The sequence below is a fragment of the Geminocystis sp. M7585_C2015_104 genome (assembly GCA_015295805.1).
GTDB lineage: Bacteria > Cyanobacteriota > Cyanobacteriia > Cyanobacteriales > Cyanobacteriaceae > DVEF01.
The window spans coordinates 14,878-36,275 of record DVEF01000061.1 but is presented as its reverse complement, the minus strand read 5'-3'; the positions used below and the strand labels follow the sequence as shown (position 1 = coordinate 36,275).

The following is a 21,398-nucleotide window of genomic DNA, read 5'->3' as shown; positions in this document are numbered from 1 at the left end:
TTGCTGGTATATTATTGGCAGATTAAAATGCTTATATTCCTAACCATGGGCATTCAAGTAGTTTTAACACAACCCTTTCCAGATCAAAAACCCGGCACTTCTGGTTTAAGAAAACCCGTTACAGTATTCCAACAACCCCACTACCTAGAGAATTTTATCCAGTCCATTTTTGACAGTCAGCAGGATATTCAGGGGAAAACCCTAGTTTTAGGAGGAGATGGTCGTTATTATAACCGCCAGGCCATACAAACCATCCTAAAAATGGCAGCGGCTAATGGCATCGGCAAAGTGTTAGTGGGGTGTGGTGGCATTTTGTCTACTCCCGCTACGTCGTGCGTCATTAGAGAACACAAGGCCTACGGTGGGATTATCTTATCAGCGTCTCACAATCCGGGTGGCCCCAATGGAGACTTTGGTGTTAAGTTTAATGTTAGCAATGGTGGGCCGGCTCCGGAAAAGGTTACAGAGGCAATTTATGCCCGTAGCCGAGAAATCCAAAGGTATCAGATTCTACAAGCCGCTGATATTAACATAGACAGGATAGGCTCATTCAAACTGGGCACTATGGATGTGGAGGTGATCGAGCCGGTTGCCTCTTATCTGAAATTGATGGAGTCTCTGTTTGACTTTGACCGGATAAAAGACCTGCTCACCAGCGACAATTTTAGCATGTGTATGGACTCCATGCATGCGGTTACTGGACCCTATGCCAAAAGAATCTTTGAGGAAACACTAGGGGCAAAACCGGGTACAGTAATCAATGGTGAACCACTAGAGGATTTTGGGGGGGGACATCCTGACCCCAATTTAGTATATGCTAAGAGTCTGGTGGCGAAAATGTTTGCCGATGATGCACCAGACTTTGGGGCTGCTTCTGACGGGGATGGCGATCGCAACATGATTCTAGGAAGGAAATTCTTTGTAACCCCCAGTGATAGTCTAGCCATTCTAACAGCCAATGCCCACCTAGTGCCCGGATACAAAGATGGTTTGAGGGGTGTAGCACGTTCGATGCCTACCAGTGGTGCAGTAGACAGGGTGGCTCAAAGACTAGGCATTGACTGCTATGAAACTCCTACTGGTTGGAAATTCTTTGGCAATCTCCTGGATGCCGACAGGGTTACCCTGTGTGGGGAGGAGAGTTTTGGCACTGGTTCCAATCATATCAGGGAAAAAGACGGTTTGTGGGCCATTCTCTTCTGGCTCAATATCATTGCAGTACGTCGTCAGTCCGTAGAAGAGATTGTGAGGGCTCACTGGCGGGAATACGGACGTAATTTTTATTCCCGTCACGACTATGAGGAAGTTGACTCCACAAAAGCCTCTGAACTGCTAGAATACGTCCGTAGTCAATTTTCTAGTCTTCCCGGCAAACAGTTTGGTAAGTACACTGTAGCCTTGGCGGATGACTTCTGTTATACTGACCCGGTAGACGGGAGTGTCAGCAAGAATCAGGGACTACGGATTGTATTCACCGATGGCTCAAGGATAATTTTCCGTCTTTCTGGCACAGGCACCAAAGGGGCTACTATCAGAGTATATCTAGAAAGCTACGAACCGGACGCCAACAAACACCATCTGGACACCCAGCTGGCCCTAAAAGATTTGATCGCCATCGCCGAGGAAATTGCTCAAATCAAGAAATTCACTGGCATGGATGCCCCCACTGTAATCACTTAAATGCATACAAGTTACAAAAAAATTTATCCTTTTCCCTTTTTTTCCTTATCCTCCTTTTTGGGGATGTAATCTGGCGGTATCCCATAGGTGCGAATCAGGGCGGTCATCACCTCTTTTACCACAGGAGCTGCTACGGTAGAGCCAAAAGTGTTACCCCCCTTGGGTTCGTCCACTACTGCCAAGACCACAAACCGGGGCTTAGTGGAGGGGAGAATGGCAACGAAACTAGTTATCTTACCATCTGCCTTGTATCTCCCCTTGCCATCGTGTTTTTGAGCAGTGCCCGTTTTGCCGCCTATATAGTACCCTTCTATTTTCGCCGTCTTACCTGTCCCGTTTTCTACTACAGACTGCATCATATTGACTACTGCCCGGGCCGATTCTGGCTTGAATAGCCGTCTGGTGGGCCACTTTTTAGCCCACTTGATTTCCCCCTGGGAGTCAACCAAACCCTTTACCACATGGGGTGTCACCATTTTGCCGCCGTTGGCCAACGCTGCGTGTAGTTGTACTAGTTTCAAAGGTGTTAGGGAGAAACCCTGTCCAAAGGCAGAAACGGCGGGTTCGATTTCTCTGGCGGTGAAGATTTCCCTGGGTTTGAGGTAGCCTGTAGCTTCAAAGGGCAAATCCGTCCCCATGAGACGGTCGATGCCTAGCTCCTGTAGTCTCTGATAGTACCTTTGTCTGGGGATTTTCCTCATGATGTAAATCATGGCGGTGTTGCTGGAGTCTTCCAAGGCTTTGGTAACAGTGACCCAGCCTTTGCCGGATTTTGAGGCATTGGAAATAGGCCAACCGTCCACTATTATGCTGGGGGCGTCTAGCACCATGGAGGTGGGGGTTATAACTCCTTCATCTAGGGCCAGGGCTAGATTAATAGGCTTAAAAGTTGAACCTGGTTCATAACTGTCTGTAACCGTCCAGTTTTTATAAAGAGCAAAATCATAAAGGGAATAGCGGTTGGGATCATAGGTAGGCTCACAGACAAGACTAATAATCTCCCCTGTGTGGACATCCATTACTATAACGGCTCCTCTTTTGGCATTAAATTTTTTCACCTGCTGCTTGAGGGCGTCTCTGGCGGCTCTTTGGATGCGGGAGTCCAGGGTTAATTGCAGTTGTAGGTCATCTAATTTTACAATCCCTTCTGGCAGGGTGGCGGGGATAATGGCTCCAGTTCCGTCTTTTTTCACTGTTAGCATTGCCTTTAGTTCTAACCTGGACAAATCCCTTTCCAAATGTCTTTCCAGACTATGTTCTATTCCCGCTTGCCCTTTGTGTTCGGTGTCGGTATAACCTATAACATCGGCAAATAATTCTCCTTGGGGATAAAAACGACTATAGCGTCTCTCCAGGTCAATTCCCTCTCTAACCAACTGTCTTATGGCTAAACCCTCTTCCTCGCTGACGCTTTGAGCCAACACTACCCCAGTACTCCTACTGTGGAGCAGTTTTAGGAGCTCATTTTTGTCCCTGTTGAGGACACCAGCCAGTTTTTCCGCCACCAATGCCTTATCTTCTTTTAACATGATGGGGTGGACATATACTTTGTATACCAGTTTGTCTAGGGCCAGTACATTGCCACGATTGTCTACCACTTTCCTACGGGGGACATAAGGGCGAAAGGTATAACTTTGTTGTTGTCTTGCCTGTCTTGTCAACTCTTCCCCCCTTATTATCTGAAGTTGACATAGTCTCCATGCCAGTCCTAATCCCCCCGCCACCAAAATTAGCCAGACTAGCAATAGTCTAAAGCCAGTGTCAGAGTTTATGTGGGCAAATTGGTATTTAGTTGTACTCCCTGATTTACTGTTTGGTGAAAGTTTCTGTAAAGACCACAAATCCGGTTTCACTTTAAAAACATTCATCTTAACCCCTAGACCTAATCCCTTGGTGTCAAGTGCCATATCTACCCCGTAACAGTTGATTATTGTAAGGTGTGGGCCTGTAATCATGAACCCCCACAATCCTTACCCCCTAATAGGCCACTGGAAAGATGGGTTTAATCTCCTTGACGGCGGGGGTTGATTTCCTTTTACTTTGAATTACAGTAGGATTAGAATTGGGGAGAAAAAGAGGTGGCTGAGTGAGTTGGGGATTGATAAAGCCAGAGCCTTTCTCCTTCGCGGATTCTACTACTGTTTCCTTTAGTAATTCTTCCGTCATTGTAATTTGTCTTTCCCGGCGTTGTAGTTCTTGTAATTCCTGATATTTACTCGTCCACTGTCTTGGGGCATATGCTGTCATACCATAGATGACTAGGGCTATGGCTACCGTGGGATAACAGAGAATAGAGGAAGCATGTTCCAGTATGATAAGAGCCTGTAGCCAAAGGGGGTAGTCACTAAAGCGTTGGGATTTTTTTTGCTTTTGCCCTAGGGTTTGGTGGCGAATCCGGTTTTTTCTCTTGTTACTTCTATTGTCATTTCTCTCAGGGGTGGAAACGGTTGTTGGCTCGGGAATTGTTACATAGCCGACAGTTGCAACCCTGCTTTCTTCGGCGGTGTTGCTGGTGTGTTTTGCAACGTCTTTTAGGAACATATCTCTTGCCTTTACTGCAGTTCATGACCAATTCATATTAGCAAACATGGTCAATTTTTTTTCATGACGATTTTCATTTTTTCTTTTTACTTTCCCCCATTTGCTATTATTGACTCTGATTGAATGTTTTGTTTGTCCTTTGCCGTTGTATGGGTTATTTTAACCGTAACATTTTTAACAAGTTTTGGTCTATCGCTAAACTATACTGGACTGGCAATGAGAAAAGAGGCGCTTTTACTCTTCTGGCCATTTTGGGCTTGCTTCTCATAGCTTACACCCAACTAAGTGTATTATTAAATGAATCTCAAGGGGCATTGATTTCCAATTTGGCGGCAAAAAACGAGTCTGCCTTTTGGCGAACGGTGTTAAGATTTTTGATAATTCTAGTTATTTATGTCCCCCTATTTGCTGGCTTTTCCTATACTCAAAATAAATTGGGTTTGTACTGGCGCAGATGGTTGACCCATTACTTTTTGGAGGGTTATTTTCGCAAGAGAAACTTTTATAAACTGACGGTAAATAACAAAGAGATAGACAATCCGGATCAGAGAATTGCCGAGGATGTTCGCAGTTTTACTCAGGATTCTCTCCTGTTTTTGCTAGTGATAATTCAATCCCTTTTACAGGTGTTTGCTTTTAGTGCTGTTTTGTGGTCTATTTCCCCTAAGCTGGTAATTTTTCTATTCTGCTATGCCATAATCGGGACAATAATTACTACAGTCATATTTGGGAAAAAGCTAGTACAACTAAATTATGCTCAACTTCAAAAAGAGGCAAATTTCCGTTTTGGCCTAGTCAGGGTGAGGGAAAATGCGGAGTCTATTGCCTTTTACAGGGGAGAAGCTCAGGAGAAAAGTAATCTATCCAATCTTTTTAAAGAGTTGTTTAGAAACTTTAATATGCTAATCTTGTGGCAGGAATTATATCTAGGTATTTTCGTGAACACCTATGAATTTTTGCCTTACATAATCCCAGCAATGGTAGTTGCCCCCAGTGTGTTGTCGGGGGAACTAGAGGTAGGTAAAGTCAGCGAAGCCACAGGGGCCTTTGCTAGGGTATTTTTCTCCTTGAATATTATAGTGAGCCGTTTCCAATCCTTGACATATTTCGTAGCTGGGATAGAGCGTTTGTGGGGTTTAAACCAGTTTATAAACGAGGGGAAAGAACAGAAATTAACGACACACCGGCCAGTTATTGAAATAGTTGAAAATGGGAAATTAGCATTACAAAATCTAACTCTACAAACCCCTAATTACCACAACACCCTAGTGGAAGATTTAAGTTTCGAATTGCCACCTGGTAGGGGATTATTGATAATGGGTGCCAGTGGATGTGGTAAAAGCTCATTGCTGAGGGCAATAGCAGGTTTGTGGAATTCAGGAAAGGGAAGAATTATTAGGCCAAGTTTGGAAAAAATACTGTTTTTGCCACAAAAACCCTATATGATTATTGGCACCTTGAGACAACAACTGATTTATCCGAGGGTAGAAATGAATATCACTGAGGGGGAATTAGAGGAAATTTTAAAAATGGTTAACCTAGGAGATTTGCCTGAGAGGTTTGAGGGGTTTGACGTGGAAAAGGATTGGAGTGAGGTGCTATCATTGGGGGAACAACAAAGGATTGCCTTTGCCCGTATTCTCATCAACCGCCCAGAATATGTTATCCTGGACGAAGCCACCAGTGCCCTGGACCCCCGTAACGAGAGTCTACTTTACCAACATCTGTACCACCTAAATACCACTTTTGTGAGTGTTGGACACCGAGAAAGTCTCAAAAAATACCACCACTACCTGTTGACCATGAAGGAGGACAATTCATGGGTGCTGGAAAGCCTGTGAGGCAGGGGCGCCGACACCCCCATACCACAATGGGGCCTTTTTATGGTACAATGGGGGATCTGACAATTCCCTATTTATATTGCCCCTGTGCACCACGGCTGGCTTTATAGGTCCTCTTTTTCCTTCTGCTGGACTGGGGCACAAGGAGCCACCCATCTGGATAAATTATAACCATAAAAGTTCAGATTTGCTACACTTTGGAGTCAACCAACACAAGACACCATGACCAATATACAAGAGAGACCGTTTGACTACGTAAAAATAGGCATTGCCTCCCCCGAGAGAATTCGACAGTGGGCGGAAAGGACTCTCCCCAACGGAATGGTGGTAGGGGAAGTAACCACTCCGGAAACCATCAACTACCGCACCTTGAAACCGGAGATGGATGGGTTGTTTTGTGAAAGGATTTTTGGCCCCTCCAAAGACTGGGAGTGTTGGTGTGGAAAATACAAAAGAGTACGCCATAGGGGGATTGTCTGCGAAAGATGTGGGGTGGAAGTAACTGAGTCCAGAGTACGACGTCACCGCATGGGTTATATCAAATTGGCAGCCCCTGTAACCCATGTGTGGTATCTGAAAGGGATACCGAGTTACATCAGTATTCTATTAGACATGCCCCTGAGAGATGTGGAACAGATTGTATATTTTAACGCCCATGTGGTGCTAAATCCAGGGAATGCGAGCAATCTAGAATACCGGCAACTGTTGACAGAAGACCAGTGGATGGAAATAGAGGAGCAAATCTATGCGGAAGACTCCCAATTAGAAGGTGTCGAGGTTGGTATAGGGGCGGAGGCCATTCTCCGTCTTCTCCAGGACATTAATTTACAAGAGGAAGCAGAGAAACTGCGGGAGGAGATTATCACTGCTAGGGGGCAAAAAAGGGCTAAACTAATCAAACGCCTGCGCATCATTGACAATTTTATTGCCACGGGGGCTAAACCGGAATGGATGGTGTTGACGGTAATCCCCGTAATCCCTCCCGACTTGCGCCCTATGGTGCAGTTGGACGGTGGCCGTTTCGCTACCTCGGACTTGAATGACCTATACCGTCGCGTAATAAACCGTAACAATCGTTTGTACCGTCTCCAGGAAATAATGGCCCCGGAAATCATTATCCGCAACGAGAAAAGGATGCTACAGGAGGCGGTAGATGCTCTCATCGACAACGGGAGACGGGGCAGAATTGTAGTGGGTGGCAATAGCCGTCCTCTCAAGTCTCTGTCTGACATTATTGAGGGTAAACAAGGGCGTTTCCGACAAAACCTGTTGGGTAAACGGGTGGACTACTCTGGCCGTTCAGTAATTGTAGTGGGACCCACACTGAAAATCTACCAGTGTGGACTACCAAGGGAGATGGCCATAGAATTGTTCCAGCCCTTTGTCATCCACCGTCTGATTCGTTCTGGTATTGTCAGCAACATCAAGGCGGCCAAAAAGCTAATACAAAAATCCGATCCCGTGGTGTGGAAGGTATTGGAGGAAGTTATCGCCGGCCACCCAGTCTTGCTCAACCGGGCGCCAACACTTCACCGTCTGGGAATTCAGGCTTTTGAGCCGGTGCTGGTGGAGGGAAGGGCAATTCAGCTACACCCCCTAGTATGTCCACCCTTTAACGCCGACTTCGATGGAGACCAAATGGCTGTCCACGTACCCCTTTCCATCGAGGCTCAGGCGGAGGCGCGACTGTTGATGATGGCTTGTCATAATATCCTCTCTCCCGCCACCGGCAAGCCTATTATCACCCCTTCCCAAGATATGGTATTAGGGTGTTACTACCTCACCGCCGACAACCCCAAGGCTACTAAGGGGAAAGATCGCTATTTCGCCAGCCTGGAGGATGCCCTCCGAGCATATGAACAGGGGATAATTGACCTCCATGCCTATATCTGGGTGCGTTATGACGGGGAGGTAGACTGCGGGGAGAATTCTGACCAACTGCAAAAAGAAGAACCTCTCCCCGATGGGACTGTGTGGAAGTACTATCCGGGACGCAAAATCAGAGTATCCCCCGAGGGAGAGGTAATTTCTCAATACCTGTACACCACGGCCGGCAGAATTATATACAATAAAACCATAATGGACGCTTTGGAGTCGGAGCCCGCTCCTTCTTATTTCTAGTTTCTGAAAGTTCACTTTTCCCCCTGGGCCTAAAGGCCCATCCCCTCTTTTGGTTGGTGTCTATGCTTATACCCCTCAAAAAGGCAGTAATTAATGACCTGATACCGGCCGTGGCTACGGGCAGCCAATATGCCTACTACTGGGGGGATTTCTCTACTTTCCTCAAAAATCTCTTCATCTCCCTCATCGGTGTCATATTATTCTGGCTGTTGGGATTGCCTTTTGGGGCGGCGGGGGATAATGTCACCCTCATCTTCCGTATAGTCGCCGGACTGTATTGGCTTTGGAGTCCGGTGTACTGGGCCAGTGTCCGTAACAGTGGCAGCCGTCGCTACCGTTATCTGGCCTTCTGGCGAGGCAAGGTTTTAGACACCTACATCACCGAAGAATTAGTCAAAGAAGAGTCGGCTATCGATCGCCTGGGGAGACTAGTCCTCGTGGAAAGCCGACGTCGTCTCTTTAATGTGGAAGTGGGTGACAGAGATGGCTGGCGCACCACTGTGGCAGCCCCCATCAAGAGGATATACAAAGCTATACAACCAGGAGACACTGTAGAAGCAATCCTCCTCACCAACGACCCGGACTTTTGGAAGATTGATTTGATTACAGAAATATATATACCCCGCAGGCAAATCTGGTTGGGAGACTACCCCTACCTCCGTCGTGATGTATTCTTAGATATTCGTCAGGAGTTGGCTCGGATTTATGGCCCTCCCTCCTCTAAAAGATAAGTTTCGCTTATTTCTTGTATAAGATTTGCAAAAATTAAAAACATTGACAAAAATAGAAATAAAACTTAACATGATAAGACAAGGTAAGCAATTACCGAAAGGTACCTAGACAAGAGAATAGTTAGCAATCATAAGAACATGACTACAACCGTCCAGCAGCAGAAACAGATCTCCGCGTGGGAGCAGTTCTGCCAGTGGATCACCTCCACCAACAACCGTCTATACATCGGTTGGTTTGGTGTGCTAATGATCCCCTGCTTGTTGACTGCCACCATCTGCTTCATCATTGCCTTCATCGCCGCTCCGCCAGTGGACATTGATGGGATTCGTGAGCCCGTATCTGGTTCTCTGTTATATGGGAACAACATCATCACAGGAGCTGTAGTGCCCTCTTCCAACGCTATAGGGCTGCACTTCTACCCCATCTGGGAAGCGGCTTCTCTGGATGAGTGGCTGTACAACGGTGGGCCTTATCAGTTGATCGTATTCCACTTCCTCATTGGCGTGTTCTGCTACATGGGCCGTCAATGGGAGTTGTCCTACCGTCTGGGGATGCGCCCCTGGATCTGTGTGGCCTACTCTGCTCCCGTATCTGCCGCTACCGCCGTATTCCTCATTTACCCCATAGGGCAAGGCTCCTTCTCTGATGGGATGCCTCTGGGGATTTCTGGAACCTTCAACTTCATGTTGGTGTTCCAGGCTGAGCACAACATCCTCATGCACCCCTTCCACATGCTGGGAGTAGCCGGGGTGTTTGGCGGTGCTCTCTTTTGCGCCATGCACGGAAGCTTGGTAACTTCTTCCTTGGTAAGGGAAACCACTGAAACCGAGTCTCAAAACTACGGTTACAAGTTCGGCCAAGAAGAAGAAACCTACAATATAGTAGCGGCTCACGGCTATTTTGGTCGTCTGATCTTCCAATATGCCTCCTTCAACAACAGCCGCTCTCTGCACTTCTTCCTGGGTGCATGGCCAGTAGTGGGGATCTGGTTCACTGCTATGGGGGTCTCCACCATGGCATTCAACCTCAACGGGTTCAACTTCAACCAGTCTATCTTAGATAGCCAAGGCCGTGTCATCGGGACTTGGGCTGATGTGCTGAACCGTGCTAACATCGGCATTGAGGTAATGCACGAGCGCAACGCCCACAACTTCCCCTTGGACTTGGCTAGTGCAGAGCCTGTTTCTGCTCCCGTAATCAACGGCTAAGATAGAGGGAAAAGACGCTCTCCGCAAGGGGGGCGTTTTTTTTTTGAGTTAAACATGATATTTTTGTAACATTTTTGTAGCCTTTTCCCTGGGGAGAGGGGGGGAGAGGAAATATCCTTGTCCGTAGTCGCACCCCAGCCCCTTTAGGATTTCTAGTTGTTTTTGGTTTTCAATCCCTTCGGCCACTGTGGTCATTCCTAGGCCGTGGGATAATTCTATTAAGGTCTTACATATAATTTGGTCTTTCCTGTTGTTTTCTAGGTTCTCAATGAAGCATTTGTCTATTTTTACTGTGTCAAATTGAAATTTTTTTAGGTAGGAAAGATTAGCATATCCTGTGCCAAAATCGTCGAGCACCAGAGGGATCGCGTGTTCTCTGCAGAATTCTATAAAAGACATCGCCTCACTCCCTTCAAACAAACTCCTTTCCAGTATTTCTAGTTTTAGGGGGATTTTATCTTTGAAATTCGAGAGAATTTTGTCTCTTATTATCTCTAGAAAATCTCGGCATTTTATCTGTTTTTCTGCCACGTTGATGCTCAGGAATAAATCTCTGTTGACATATTTTTGGAAGTGTTGCAAGGTTTTAATCGATTCGTCTAAAACCCATTCCCCTATGGAGATAATTAGTGGAGACGCTTCGGCAAGGGGTGCAAAAACTTCTGGAGATACATAACCTCTTTTTGGGGATAGCCAACGTAGTAAGACTTCAAAGCCGGCGAGAAACTGCGTTTTTAGCTCGATAATGGGCTGATAAAAGAGCAAAAGTTCATTGTTTTTAAAACCCTGATACAATTCGCTCTCGAGGCGGATTAGTTCGATGGAATTGTGTAGTTTCTCTTGGTAAAATTGGCAAGGAAAATCCTCCGCTTTTTTGCCTCTAATTTTGGCAGTTTCTGAGCGGAAATGTTTCATGATTACTGTCAAAAGCAGTTGGAGAATGGGATGAGCCTGCTCAATTCTGGCCTTGACTTGGGCTTTGCTAATAACGGTTAGTAAAACATCGGTTTTGGCTAGAGCGGAGGCAGATCGAGGACTATCATCTATTAGTGCTAATTCTCCAAAAATGTCACCTGGGGTGAGGACATTTAAAAAGGTAGGAGTGCCGTCGATGGTAGCAATGATTTCCACCACCCCCTCCTCCAGGATGTAGGCTACATCGCCTTTATCCCCCTCCCGGAAAATGTACTCGCCAGCACGGAATTTGCATTTTTCTGAGGGCATTTTCATGAGAGCTTTGTTAAGAATTGTTAAGGGGCAGCGTAAAGAAATTAGGCAGGAATTGTCAACATTTGCAGTTTATAAAGACTGGCATATACTCCATTTTGAGCCAACAATTCTTCATGGCCCCCGGATTCTACCAATTGACCTTGTTTGAGGACGAAAATACGGTCTACATTGCGAATAGTGGCAAGACGGTGGGCAATAATAATGGCAGTCTTGTTGACTAAAATACGCTCTAAGGCGGCCTGTGTTACAGCTTCCGTAGCTACGTCTAAATTGGCAGTGGCCTCATCCAAGACTAGGATATTAGGATTGCGAATGGCCACCCGGGCAAAGGCTAACAGCTGTTTTTGGCCGGCGGATAAGTTGGCGCCTCTTTCCCTCAACAGGGTGTCATAACCCTGGGGCAGTTGCATGATAAAGTCATGGATATTAGTGGCTTTGGCAGCGGCTACCACCTCCTCATCCGTGTAGTCTTCCCCAAGGGTGATATTGCGTTTGACATCACCAGCAAAAATAAAACTCTCCTGCAAAATCACGCCTATGTGACGCCTCAGTTCGGCTTGGGGGATGTCTTTGATGTCAATGCCATCTACCAAAATTCTACCCCTTTGGGGCTCATACAAACGACATAATAGACGAATAATAGAACTCTTGCCGGCGCCAGTAGGCCCTACCAGTGCCACTTTCTCGCCGGGATTGATGGTAAAATTGAGCCCCTTTAAGACATATTCCCCGGGCTTGTAGGCAAACCACACATCTTCAAACCGTATTTCGCCAATTTTTCCCTCTACCCTCGGCGCAACAGTTTTGTTTGCCGGGCGATCCTGTATCTCAATTGGAACACTCATTAGTTCAGAAACTCTTTCAATAGCAGTGAAGCCTGATTGAAACATAGTAAATTTCTCAGCGAACTGGCGAAGGGGCTCGAATAGGCGTTGGGCGTAGAGAATAAATGCGGAAAGGACACCGAAATTGAGTTGACCCTTTAGAATTAAGTAGCCTCCCAACCACAACACTATGGCAATAGCCACCAGGGAAACCCACTCCAGGGTAGCAGAAACAGCAGAATCGTGGAAGATGGTTTTGTCAATAGCTTCGCGATAACGCTGGTTTACCTGTCGAAAGAGCTCACTGTTGTACTTCTCCCTCCTGAACATTTGTACTACGCTGATACCTACAACATTCTCCTGCAACAGGGAGTTGAGGAGGGACAATTCTTCCCTGGCGGCATAGTTGGCCTTGCGGTATTCTCTCTGAAAGTAGAGAATTAAACCGGTGACAGGGATTAGTAGAAATACCAGCAAACAGGCCAATTGCCACTGGAGGGCGAAGATAGTGATAATAATGGCAATAATTGAGAAAATATCACTCAAAATACCAATGGCGCCAGTGGCAAATACATCCCCCAAGGCTTCTACATCATTTGTGATTCTGGTTACTAGTTTTCCCACGGGCGTTTGCTGAAAGAAACTAGAAGACAGGGAGGTGACATGATTGAACAAGTCCTGACGAAGAGAAGCGGTGATTTCTTGTCCTAGTTTCTGAACTAAAAATCCCTGCCAGGATAGTAAAATTGTGCGAATAATAATGGTGGCCAACAGAATAAAAGCTAGCAAATTAATGCTTTGGGACAAGTTATTAGGGTTTAAAAACCACCAAGTCGGTTCCTCTCGCAACAGGGAAATTGCCTGTCCTACTAGTAGCGGTTGGATGGCACCAGCAAGGGAAAGGGGGACTAAAAGCAATAAAGCAGTGAGCAAAATCCCATAATTCTGTTTAGCATAAGGGACTAGTTTTAGGAGCAATCCCCAGTCGTTATCTTTCATCCTATTGACCATAGAGAAACTAATTGCTATTAGGTTTAACAGTGGTTTTCTTGGTGTCTTTATTAGCCGGATATTTTTGTCTTTTTTCCCCCCAAAAATGGGAGGATTGTGGTACAATGAGGAGACATATCATAACAGAATCTCCCCCTTTTCTTCCTAAGCGAATTGTAACTACTAGTCAGTAAACCCCATCTGTAAGTGAGAGGAAGCCAGTGACTATAGCAGTAGAGAAAACCATCCCTAAACCCGAGATAAAATCGGTTAATCATCCTGATTGTAACACCGATTTGAAAAGACAGAAAATAGTAATCCTGGACTTCGGTTCCCAGTATTCAGAATTAATTGCCCGGCGCATTAGAGAAACGGAAGTTTACTCGGAAATAATATCCTACCGCACCAGCGCCGAGGAATTGAAAGAGATGGAACCGAAGGGCATCATCCTGTCAGGAGGCCCTAACTCGGTGTATGACGAGGGCGCACCCTTGTGTGACCCGGGAATCTGGCACCTCGGCATCCCTGTACTAGGGGTATGCTACGGCATGCAACTAATGGTAAAACAGCTGGGGGGCAGGGTGGAAAAGGCAGAAAGGGCAGAATATGGCAGGGCGGCTATCCACATTGACGACCCTACCGACCTGCTCACCAATGTAGAAGAAGGATCTATCGTCTGGATGAGTCATGGAGACTCTTGTACCCAATTGCCTCCCGGCTTTACTATCCTCGCCCACACGGATAATACCCCCTGCGCCGCCATTGCTGACCACGACCGGAAATTATTTGGAGTACAGTTTCACCCAGAAGTAGTACATACCCAGTATGGGACAGCCTTAATCCGTAATTTTGTGTACCACATATGTGGTTGTCAGCCCACTTGGACCACTAAGGCCTTTGTGGAAGAGGCCATTAGGGAAATTAGAGCCCAGGTGGGGAACAAAAGGGTATTATTGGCCTTGTCGGGGGGTGTAGACTCTTCAACCCTTGCCTTTCTCCTCCATGAGGCCATTGGTGACCAGCTGACCTGTGTTTTCATCGACCAAGGCTTCATGCGGAAAGGGGAACCGGAAAGGCTGATGGAAATATTCGACAAACAGTTCCACATCAAGGTGGAATATGTTAATGCCCGGGACCGTTTTCTGGCAAGACTCAAAGGTGTTACAGATCCAGAGGAAAAACGTCGCATCATCGGCCATGAGTTTATTAAGGTGTTTGAGGAAGAGTCTACGCGTCTAGGCCCCTTTGATTATCTGGCCCAGGGCACCCTCTATCCGGACGTGATCGAGTCGGCCAACACCAATGTGGATCCTAAAACTGGGGAAAGAATAGCAGTGAAAATCAAAAGCCATCACAATGTAGGGGGATTGCCGGAAAATCTGCGTTTTAAGTTGGTTGAGCCCCTACGGAAGCTATTTAAGGACGAAGTGCGTAAGGTAGGTAAAAGTATCGGACTGCCCGAGGAAATAGTATGGCGTCACCCCTTCCCAGGCCCAGGTCTAGCTATTAGGATTCTAGGGGAAGTCACCGAAGAAAAACTAGAGATTCTCAGGGAAGCTGACCACATTGTCCGAGAAGAGATTAGAAAACGCAACATGTACCACGACTTCTGGCAAGCCTTTGCCGTGTTGCTTCCCGTCAAGACTGTCGGGGTGATGGGGGATAGACGTACCTATGCCTACCCAGTTGTGGTACGTTTGGTTACCAGTGAGGATGGCATGACCGCCGACTGGGCAAAACCTCCCTATGAACTTCTGGAAGCCATCTCCAATCGCATTGTCAATGAAGTCCATGGGGTTAATAGAGTAGTTTATGATATTACGTCAAAACCACCAGGAACTATTGAGTGGGAGTAGAGAAAAGGCCCCGTAATCAACAATAGCCCCCGGGGGATTATAATTCACCCTTGGGGGTGTATTTGTCTGGTCAGTTAATGCTGAGAATCCAAGTGCCCACACTCAAACGCAGGGGGATTTGTCCAGCGGTGAGGATTTGGCCTTGGAAATAGTAGGTGCCACCGTCGTCCGGGTTTTTGACATTGGAGAAGACTATTTCCACCTGACGGCTTTCCAACAGGGGTTGTTTTAGCACTATTTCCACAATGCGACTTTCCTTATCCCAGATTACCTCCTCTAATGGCAGGGGTTCATTTTGGACTCTTACTTCAATGGCTTTGGGGTCAAACTCGCCCTTGTAGTAGTCGGGGTATACAACGAAGAATTTGGATACCCCTTGGGTTAGTTTCTTACCGGGAATGCGTAAACGATAACGATCCCAACCCCCCGCCCTACCACCAAAGTCTAGGTGATAGTTTAGTATATCCCTTTGCTCAACACCACTGAAGATAGTCAATCCCGGATTGCTTTGTGCTTCCACCCCAGGGGTTATACCACCCATTAGTGTCGCTGTAAGGGCTATTGTCGCCAAGAGGTTGTATCTGTTTGTCCACAATCTAGTCATAGGCCATAATTGCGCTTCATGGGGTTATCATGCTACCAGGATATACATTTTCTGTCATTATTCACGACTATTTGACTATAAGGGTTTGTTCCCTGGCTTTAGTCCCGATTCTGTACAAACATAGTCTAGGGGTTTGTCCCACTGGTGTGTAACTAACTGTTCTACATAGGCAAAATCAAACACTATTCCTATTTTTACCGGTTTTTGCCACTGTTGGTTGCTCAACAGACGGTCATAATAACCCCCACCATATCCTAAACGATAACCACGATGATCGCAAGCCACCGCAGGCACCAGAATCAAATCCACCTGGAAGGGAAAAATAACAGGAGAGTCAGCCGGGGGCTCGGGAATGTTATACTTTCCTGGTAACAGGGGGGTGTTGGGCCGCCACTGATGCCATACTAAATCCTTCCCCTGACAACGAGGCAATCCCCAGACACGTTTCCCCTCGTCTTCCTGCCAAAGAGAGCTTAAGTCCGGCTCTCCTGCTATACTACTATAGGCCAATATTACCTTACTTTGGGCAAAAAAGGGAGTTTCTTTAAGATGGGCACAAATCAGGTGGCTTTTTTCCCGCCACTGTAACTTTGACAGACTCCTTCTTTGTTGCAGGAATTGTTTCCTCAACTGTTTCTTTTCTTCCCCCATGGCATAGGATAATTAGATCAGCTTCTATTGGTTTAAACCACAACACAAATCAAGTATAGTATCCGAGTAGGTTGGTATTATGGCGAAGAGAAAGGTAGCACTGATTACTGGTGTAACTGGACAAGATGGCTCTTACCTAAGTGAGCTATTGTTGGAGAAGGGATACGAAGTGCATGGTATTATCAGAAGATGTTCCACTTTTAATACTGACAGAATAGACCATATATATCAGGATCCCCACGAGGAAAATGCCCGTTTTTTTCTACACTACGGCGATTTAACCGACGGCACTACCCTCAGAAGGATACTAGAAGAGGTAAAGCCTGACGAGGTGTACAATCTTGGGGCGCAATCCCATGTAAAGGTAAGCTTTGAAGCCCCGGAATTCACAGTAGACACGGTGGCTATGGGCACTTTACGACTCCTAGAGGCTATTAGAGACTATCGCCAGCGTACTGGCATTGAGGTACGATACTATCAGGCCGGTTCATCGGAAATGTTTGGGAAAGTACAAGAAATCCCCCAGAAGGAAACTACCCCCTTCTATCCCCGTAGCCCCTACGCCTGTGCCAAAGTATATGCCCACTGGCAGACTGTCAACTATCGGGAAGCTTATAACCTCTTTGCTTGCAATGGTATTCTGTTCAACCATGAAAGTCCTCGTCGGGGGGAAACGTTTGTAACTAGGAAAATTACAAGGGCAGTGGCAAGAATAGTGGCCGGGCAACAGAAGAAGTTGTACTTGGGAAACTTGGATGCAAAACGAGACTGGGGATATGCCAAGGACTATGTGAAGGCTATGTGGTTGATGTTACAACAAGATGAGCCAGATGATTACGTAATTGCCACTGGGGAAACCCATTCAGTAAGGGAATTTCTAGAGTTGGCCTTCTCCTATGTGGGGTTAAACTGGGAGGATTACGTGGAATTCGACCCTCGTTATCTGCGCCCCACTGAGGTAGATATATTGGTGGGGGATGCTAGTAAAGCTAGACAGAAATTGGGATGGCAACCCACCGTTACCTTCCCCGAATTGGTGCGTCTTATGGTGGATGCAGATTTAGAGGCTGTCGGTATTAAAGTCAGTGACAAGGTGAAAGATCATGTACAGAATCGTACTAACATCCTCCATGGCATGCCCTAGGGGTGATGGTATCCTACACTATCAACTAGTGTTATAAAAGGGAAAATATATATGTTGGATTTGAGTAACAAGAAAATACTAGTCACCGGTGGGGCGGGCTTTTTAGGAAAATACGTGATAGCGGAGTTAGTCAAAGCAGGGGCAAATCCCGATAATATTACCGTACCCCGTAGCCGCGACTGTGATTTGCGTTATTGGGAAAACTGTCAGAAGGCAGTAGCCTCCCAAGACATTGTAATCCACCTGGCTGCCCATGTGGGGGGTATTGGTTTGAATCGGGAGAAGCCAGCGGAATTATTCTATGACAACTTCATGATGGGGGCTCAGTTAATCCATGCCTCCTACCTGGCTGGGGTGGAAAAATTTGTCTGCGTGGGTACCATTTGTGCCTATCCTAAGTATACCCCTGTCCCCTTTAAAGAGGAGGACTTATGGAATGGCTATCCTGAAGAAACCAATGCCCCCTATGGTATAGCTAAAAAGGCCCTACTGGTGCAACTACAGGCCTATCGTGCCCAGTATGGCTTCAATGGCATTTACCTTCTTCCTGTTAATTTATACGGCCCTGGGGACAATTTTGATCTCCGTACTTCCCATGTAATACCGGCTCTTATTCGCAAAGTCCACACTGCCCAGCAAAAGGGGGAAAATAGCATTTCCGTATGGGGGGATGGCACCCCTACCCGGGAATTTTTGTATGCCGCCGATGCTGCTCGGGGAATTGTTTTAGCTACTATAAACTACAACAATAGTGAACCGGTGAACCTGGGCACAGGGGAGGAGATTAGCATCAGAGACTTAGTGGCGTTAATCTGTGAGTTGATGGGGTTTAGGGGGGATATAGTGTGGGAGACTGATAAACCCAATGGGCAACCCCGTCGTTGTTTAGACACCACTAGGGCAAAACAGGCCTTTGGTTTCACCGCCCAGGTAGACTTAAGAGAAGGCTTAAAGAGGACAATCGAATGGTATCGTCAACACGCCCCCCTGGCCGTAACATCGTAATCATATATCCAGGCGGTTTTCCAGTTAAGCCATTGAGGGTTGATAGCACAGATGGCAGTCAAAATCAGATTCCTAGCAACCGCCCCCAATCCCGAAGCGTGGAATATATAGGCATTTTGGCGAGAGGTTTTTTGCACCCTGGTGGCCCTAGGTTTTCGTAGCTTCTGGTATTGGAGGAAGGCTGACTCAATATCCCGGCTTTCTGCTAGACAACGGGCGAGGATATAGGCGGATTCTATGGCCATAGCCGCCCCCTGTGCCTGAAAGGGAACCATGGGATGGGCAGCGTCTCCCACCAGAGTTATTCTCCCCTTTGACCAATAGGGCAATACTGGGTGAATAAACAGTCCCCACTTATAACATATTTCAGGGCTTTTGTCCAACTGTTGGCACATATGTTGAAGGAAGGGGGGTTTATTGGCAAAAATGACCCTTATTTCCTCCCTATCGGCGACAATCTTCCATCCTTCCTCCTGCCACTGTCTTTCTCTTGTTACCAGTACCAAGTTTAACCATTTTTTTTTCCTGTCGGCTGGGTAGGCTACCAGATGATGATTAGCCCCCATCCACACCGTGGCTTTGCCCCATAGAGGTTCGTACTCATCCCGAAACGGCAAAATCGCCCTAAAAGCCGTGTAACCCGAGTACACGGGCCTGTAGTTAGGAAATAGACGAGTTCTCACAGAGGAGTGCACCCCATCTGCTCCTATGAGGGCCTTGGTGGTAATCTCTTTGTCAGGGAAGCGTAGTAACAAATAGTCCCCCTTCTCCTCATAGGATTGCAGAGGATGAGAGAAATGGATACGGCCTTTGTCTTCCAAAGAGTCAAACAGAAGCCGGTGTAAATCAGCCCTCCTACAGTGGTAGTAGGGGGTGTCACTATCTATCTGCCAACGGGCAAGTGGGGCATCCTTGTGGAAATCCCTTAATTCAAACTCGTAACAGCGGTGGGAGATGGTATCCAATTGTGAAGCCAGGCTCAACTCTTGCAACACCCTAACAGCATTGGGGCTAATCTGCAAACCATAACCCAGGGCCTCAAAAGAGGCGGCTTGTTCGTACAATTGAAAGTCGATGCCCCTTATTTCTAAACAACGAGCCAAGGTTAACCCGGCGATACCGGCGCCTATTATCGTAATCTCAGACATGTTTTTAGGGAATTTAGGGGCTATGGGTGGAGAAATAGGGCGTCATGGGCAGTGGGATGTAGAAAGGGGCCTATGGCGGTGTGCCCCTGCGAATGGGTTTGATGTAATCACACACTAACAGTTTCGGCAGAGGAGGCTGTCATGGTGGGGGTGGGAGATTTCTTCTTGACGGCGCGAAACATGCCAAAACGACATAAACCACTACCAAAGGCAATACGCATGAGAATCATGGTAGGCACCTCTCTTAGTGCCTTTATTAACCCCACTAAGCCAAAACGGATAATGCCTTCTGGGCGATAAATTCCCTGCCAAACAGACTCCATCCAGGAGGGGAGAGTTTCCTTCGTCCAATCGGCGGTGACTACTTCTCCCTCTACCATGCCGGTGGCGGCAATGGCTTCAGCAAAACCCTCTATACTAGAAAAAGAGGGATGAGACCATTGGTCTAACAGTTGACGCATAATCAGCCTTTCCCAGAAGTTGAGGGGCTTTTGACGGTCATCCCTTTGATTCCAGTCGGCTACTACCAGTATGCCACCGGGTTTTAACACCCTCATCATCTCCTGGGCATATTTAGCTTTGTCGGGCATATGTGGGCCTGCTTCAATAGACCATACTACATCAAAGGTATTGTCGGGGAAGGAGAGGCAGAGGGCGTTATCCACCATAAACTTAACGTTTAGGCCCTCAGGAGTCAGCTGTCTTGCCCTTTCCACCTGTTTTGGACTAATGGTAATCCCAGTCACATCAAAACCATAGTCTCTGGCAAGGATACGACAACTGCCCCCGATGCCACAACCCACATCCAAAACCATAGTCCCTGGGGGCAACTTATCCAACCCCCCCCATTTTACCATCTCGTGGACAAAATCCTCCTTGGCCTTTATAAAGTCCTTTCTGCGGGGAGGATTGCCATAGTGCCCCAAATGAATATGCTCACCCCAGTAGAATTCTAAAATACCATCTTCTGTCCACTGGTCATAGGACTTAGCCACTGTCTCCGTAGACTCAAAACGACGAGGGGTGGCCAGGTATATTATTATCCCTATCAGTAGGACTAATACTAGTGCTCCCAGCAGGTATAGACCCAACATTAAAACAATCCTTAATATTTATTCACATTTTTTTATAATCATACCAGTTTTGCCACCCTTCATGGAGGTGTGATTTATGAGATTCTGGTTGGTAACCGTTTTGCTGTTGTTTGCCCTAAGCCAACTACTGATGTGGCTAAGACAGTTTTTTACCCCACTTCCTCTGTATATTTTCGGGGGCGCGGCATTAGCCATAGCCTCTAACTACTATCTGTTAAGGGGAGAGGAGCAAAATTATGAATGAAAACTTACCACAAGTAGAAATATATACAGACGGTTCTTGTTTGAATAACCCCGGAAAAGGGGGTTATGCTGCCATCCTCATATATGGAAGTCATCGCAAGGAGATATATGGGGGGTATCGTTATACCACCAACAACAGGATGGAAATAATGGCGGTTATCCAGGGGTTAAAGGCATTAAAACGCCCCTGCAGGGTGAATCTTTACACCGACTCCCAGTATGTAGTCAATGCCATGACGAAGGGGTGGGTGGAAAAATGGCAAAAAAACAACTGGCGGCGTAGTGCCCACGAAAAGGCGAAAAATGTGGACCTGTGGCAGGAGTTATTAAGGGTATCTAAACCCCATCACGTCAATTATATCTGGGTAAGGGGACATGCTGGTCATCCGGAAAACGAAAGATGTGATTACCTGGCCCACCAGGCTGCCATGGGGTCAAATTTAGCAGAAGATGAGGGATTAGAGGAGGACATTCTCGGTTAGAATA

18 protein-coding genes are annotated in these 21,398 nt (G+C 46.7%); 10 read left to right on the top strand and 8 right to left on the bottom strand.

The window, feature by feature from the left end; translation table 11 throughout:
* The first annotated feature begins 45 nt into the window (after window positions 1-45).
* Complete coding sequence (locus tag IGQ44_07275) at window positions 46-1,680, top strand: alpha-D-glucose phosphate-specific phosphoglucomutase (protein ID HIK37774.1); 1,635 nt, start codon at window positions 46-48, stop codon at window positions 1,678-1,680.
* 23 nt (window positions 1,681-1,703) lie between these two features.
* Here the strand turns inward: IGQ44_07275 and IGQ44_07270 are convergent, their stop codons facing one another.
* Both IGQ44_07270 and IGQ44_07265 read right to left on the bottom strand, forming a co-directional pair.
* Window positions 1,704-3,548, bottom strand: a complete 1,845-nt coding sequence (locus IGQ44_07270; protein ID HIK37773.1) for a penicillin-binding protein 2 — start codon at window positions 3,546-3,548, stop codon at window positions 1,704-1,706.
* A gap of 109 nt (window positions 3,549-3,657) precedes the next feature.
* On the bottom strand, window positions 3,658-4,221 hold the full coding sequence (locus IGQ44_07265; GenBank protein ID HIK37772.1) for a hypothetical protein: 564 nt from the start codon (window positions 4,219-4,221) through the stop codon (window positions 3,658-3,660).
* Window positions 4,222-4,370: 149 nt separating this feature from the next.
* On the opposite strand from IGQ44_07265, the gene IGQ44_07260 reads away from it, so the two are divergent.
* The 4 genes from IGQ44_07260 (at window position 4,371) to psbA (ending at window position 10,123) form a co-directional block, all read left to right on the top strand.
* A complete protein-coding gene (locus IGQ44_07260; GenBank protein HIK37771.1) occupies window positions 4,371-6,062 on the top strand; it encodes an ABC transporter ATP-binding protein/permease in 1,692 nt (563 codons plus the stop codon).
* Between the two features lie 222 nt (window positions 6,063-6,284).
* Window positions 6,285-8,183 carry a DNA-directed RNA polymerase subunit gamma gene (locus IGQ44_07255; GenBank protein HIK37770.1) on the top strand — a complete coding sequence of 633 codons (1,899 nt, stop codon included), beginning with the start codon at window positions 6,285-6,287 and terminating at the stop codon, window positions 8,181-8,183.
* A gap of 62 nt (window positions 8,184-8,245) precedes the next feature.
* On the top strand, window positions 8,246-8,914 hold the full coding sequence (locus IGQ44_07250; protein ID HIK37769.1) for a phosphate ABC transporter permease: 669 nt from the start codon (window positions 8,246-8,248) through the stop codon (window positions 8,912-8,914).
* A 138-nt stretch (window positions 8,915-9,052) separates the two neighbouring features.
* Window positions 9,053-10,123 (top strand): photosystem II q(b) protein, encoded by a 1,071-nt coding sequence (gene psbA / locus IGQ44_07245; GenBank protein HIK37768.1) that lies wholly within the window; start codon window positions 9,053-9,055, stop codon window positions 10,121-10,123.
* 48 nt (window positions 10,124-10,171) lie between these two features.
* On the opposite strand, the gene IGQ44_07240 is transcribed toward psbA, so the two are convergent.
* Window positions 10,172-11,353, bottom strand: coding sequence for an EAL domain-containing protein (locus IGQ44_07240; protein HIK37767.1), 1,182 nt, complete (start codon window positions 11,351-11,353; stop codon window positions 10,172-10,174).
* Window positions 11,354-11,394: 41 nt separating this feature from the next.
* Complete coding sequence (locus IGQ44_07235) at window positions 11,395-13,188, bottom strand: ABC transporter ATP-binding protein (protein ID HIK37766.1); 1,794 nt, start codon at window positions 13,186-13,188, stop codon at window positions 11,395-11,397.
* Between the two features lie 275 nt (window positions 13,189-13,463).
* Between IGQ44_07235 and guaA the strand changes: the two genes are divergently transcribed.
* Window positions 13,464-15,023, top strand: a complete 1,560-nt coding sequence (gene guaA / locus IGQ44_07230; GenBank protein HIK37765.1) for a glutamine-hydrolyzing GMP synthase — start codon at window positions 13,464-13,466, stop codon at window positions 15,021-15,023.
* Window positions 15,024-15,093: 70 nt separating this feature from the next.
* Here guaA and IGQ44_07225 read toward each other — a convergent pair whose 3' ends face one another.
* Both IGQ44_07225 and IGQ44_07220 read right to left on the bottom strand, forming a co-directional pair.
* Window positions 15,094-15,627 carry a DUF2808 domain-containing protein gene (locus IGQ44_07225; GenBank protein ID HIK37764.1) on the bottom strand — a complete coding sequence of 178 codons (534 nt, stop codon included), beginning with the start codon at window positions 15,625-15,627 and terminating at the stop codon, window positions 15,094-15,096.
* A 75-nt stretch (window positions 15,628-15,702) separates the two neighbouring features.
* Window positions 15,703-16,278 (bottom strand): 5-formyltetrahydrofolate cyclo-ligase, encoded by a 576-nt coding sequence (locus IGQ44_07220; GenBank protein ID HIK37763.1) that lies wholly within the window; start codon window positions 16,276-16,278, stop codon window positions 15,703-15,705.
* Between the two features lie 79 nt (window positions 16,279-16,357).
* Between IGQ44_07220 and gmd the strand changes: the two genes are divergently transcribed.
* Window positions 16,358-17,422: a GDP-mannose 4,6-dehydratase gene (gmd, locus tag IGQ44_07215; protein ID HIK37762.1), complete on the top strand. Its 1,065-nt coding sequence runs from the start codon at window positions 16,358-16,360 to the stop codon at window positions 17,420-17,422.
* Between the two features lie 45 nt (window positions 17,423-17,467).
* Window positions 17,468-18,427, top strand: coding sequence for a GDP-L-fucose synthase (locus tag IGQ44_07210; protein ID HIK37761.1), 960 nt, complete (start codon window positions 17,468-17,470; stop codon window positions 18,425-18,427).
* Here IGQ44_07210 and IGQ44_07205 read toward each other — a convergent pair.
* Entirely contained in the window at window positions 18,397-19,575 is a 1,179-nt protein-coding gene (locus tag IGQ44_07205; protein ID HIK37760.1) for an FAD-dependent monooxygenase, read from the bottom strand. The genes IGQ44_07210 and IGQ44_07205 overlap by 31 nt on opposite strands.
* Before the next feature lie 107 nt (window positions 19,576-19,682).
* Window positions 19,683-20,669: a methyltransferase domain-containing protein gene (locus IGQ44_07200; protein HIK37759.1), complete on the bottom strand. Its 987-nt coding sequence runs from the start codon at window positions 20,667-20,669 to the stop codon at window positions 19,683-19,685.
* Between the two features lie 76 nt (window positions 20,670-20,745).
* Between IGQ44_07200 and IGQ44_07195 the strand changes: the two genes are divergently transcribed.
* Both IGQ44_07195 and rnhA read left to right on the top strand, forming a co-directional pair.
* Window positions 20,746-20,913 carry a hypothetical protein gene (locus tag IGQ44_07195; GenBank protein HIK37758.1) on the top strand — a complete coding sequence of 56 codons (168 nt, stop codon included), beginning with the start codon at window positions 20,746-20,748 and terminating at the stop codon, window positions 20,911-20,913.
* Window positions 20,906-21,394 carry a ribonuclease HI gene (rnhA, locus tag IGQ44_07190; GenBank protein ID HIK37757.1) on the top strand — a complete coding sequence of 163 codons (489 nt, stop codon included), beginning with the start codon at window positions 20,906-20,908 and terminating at the stop codon, window positions 21,392-21,394. The genes IGQ44_07195 and rnhA overlap by 8 nt, the downstream gene beginning before the upstream one ends.
* Window positions 21,395-21,398 lie beyond the last annotated feature (4 nt).

Coding starts and splice junctions, on each gene's coding strand:
- IGQ44_07275 (HIK37774.1), top strand. CDS start 46: ATGGGCATTCAAGTAGTTTTAACACAACCCTTTCCAGATCAAAAACCC.
- IGQ44_07260 (HIK37771.1), top strand. CDS start 4,371: ATGGGTTATTTTAACCGTAACATTTTTAACAAGTTTTGGTCTATCGCT.
- IGQ44_07200 (HIK37759.1), bottom strand. CDS start 20,669: ATGTTGGGTCTATACCTGCTGGGAGCACTAGTATTAGTCCTACTGATA.
- IGQ44_07250 (HIK37769.1), top strand. CDS start 8,246: ATGCTTATACCCCTCAAAAAGGCAGTAATTAATGACCTGATACCGGCC.
- IGQ44_07195 (HIK37758.1), top strand. CDS start 20,746: ATGAGATTCTGGTTGGTAACCGTTTTGCTGTTGTTTGCCCTAAGCCAA.
- gmd (HIK37762.1), top strand. CDS start 16,358: ATGGCGAAGAGAAAGGTAGCACTGATTACTGGTGTAACTGGACAAGAT.
- IGQ44_07205 (HIK37760.1), bottom strand. CDS start 19,575: ATGTCTGAGATTACGATAATAGGCGCCGGTATCGCCGGGTTAACCTTG.
- IGQ44_07235 (HIK37766.1), bottom strand. CDS start 13,188: ATGGTCAATAGGATGAAAGATAACGACTGGGGATTGCTCCTAAAACTA.
- IGQ44_07270 (HIK37773.1), bottom strand. CDS start 3,548: ATGAATGTTTTTAAAGTGAAACCGGATTTGTGGTCTTTACAGAAACTT.
- IGQ44_07220 (HIK37763.1), bottom strand. CDS start 16,278: ATGGGGGAAGAAAAGAAACAGTTGAGGAAACAATTCCTGCAACAAAGA.
- rnhA (HIK37757.1), top strand. CDS start 20,906: ATGAATGAAAACTTACCACAAGTAGAAATATATACAGACGGTTCTTGT.
- IGQ44_07265 (HIK37772.1), bottom strand. CDS start 4,221: ATGTTCCTAAAAGACGTTGCAAAACACACCAGCAACACCGCCGAAGAA.
- IGQ44_07225 (HIK37764.1), bottom strand. CDS start 15,627: ATGACTAGATTGTGGACAAACAGATACAACCTCTTGGCGACAATAGCC.
- psbA (HIK37768.1), top strand. CDS start 9,053: ATGACTACAACCGTCCAGCAGCAGAAACAGATCTCCGCGTGGGAGCAG.
- IGQ44_07240 (HIK37767.1), bottom strand. CDS start 11,353: ATGAAAATGCCCTCAGAAAAATGCAAATTCCGTGCTGGCGAGTACATT.
- IGQ44_07255 (HIK37770.1), top strand. CDS start 6,285: ATGACCAATATACAAGAGAGACCGTTTGACTACGTAAAAATAGGCATT.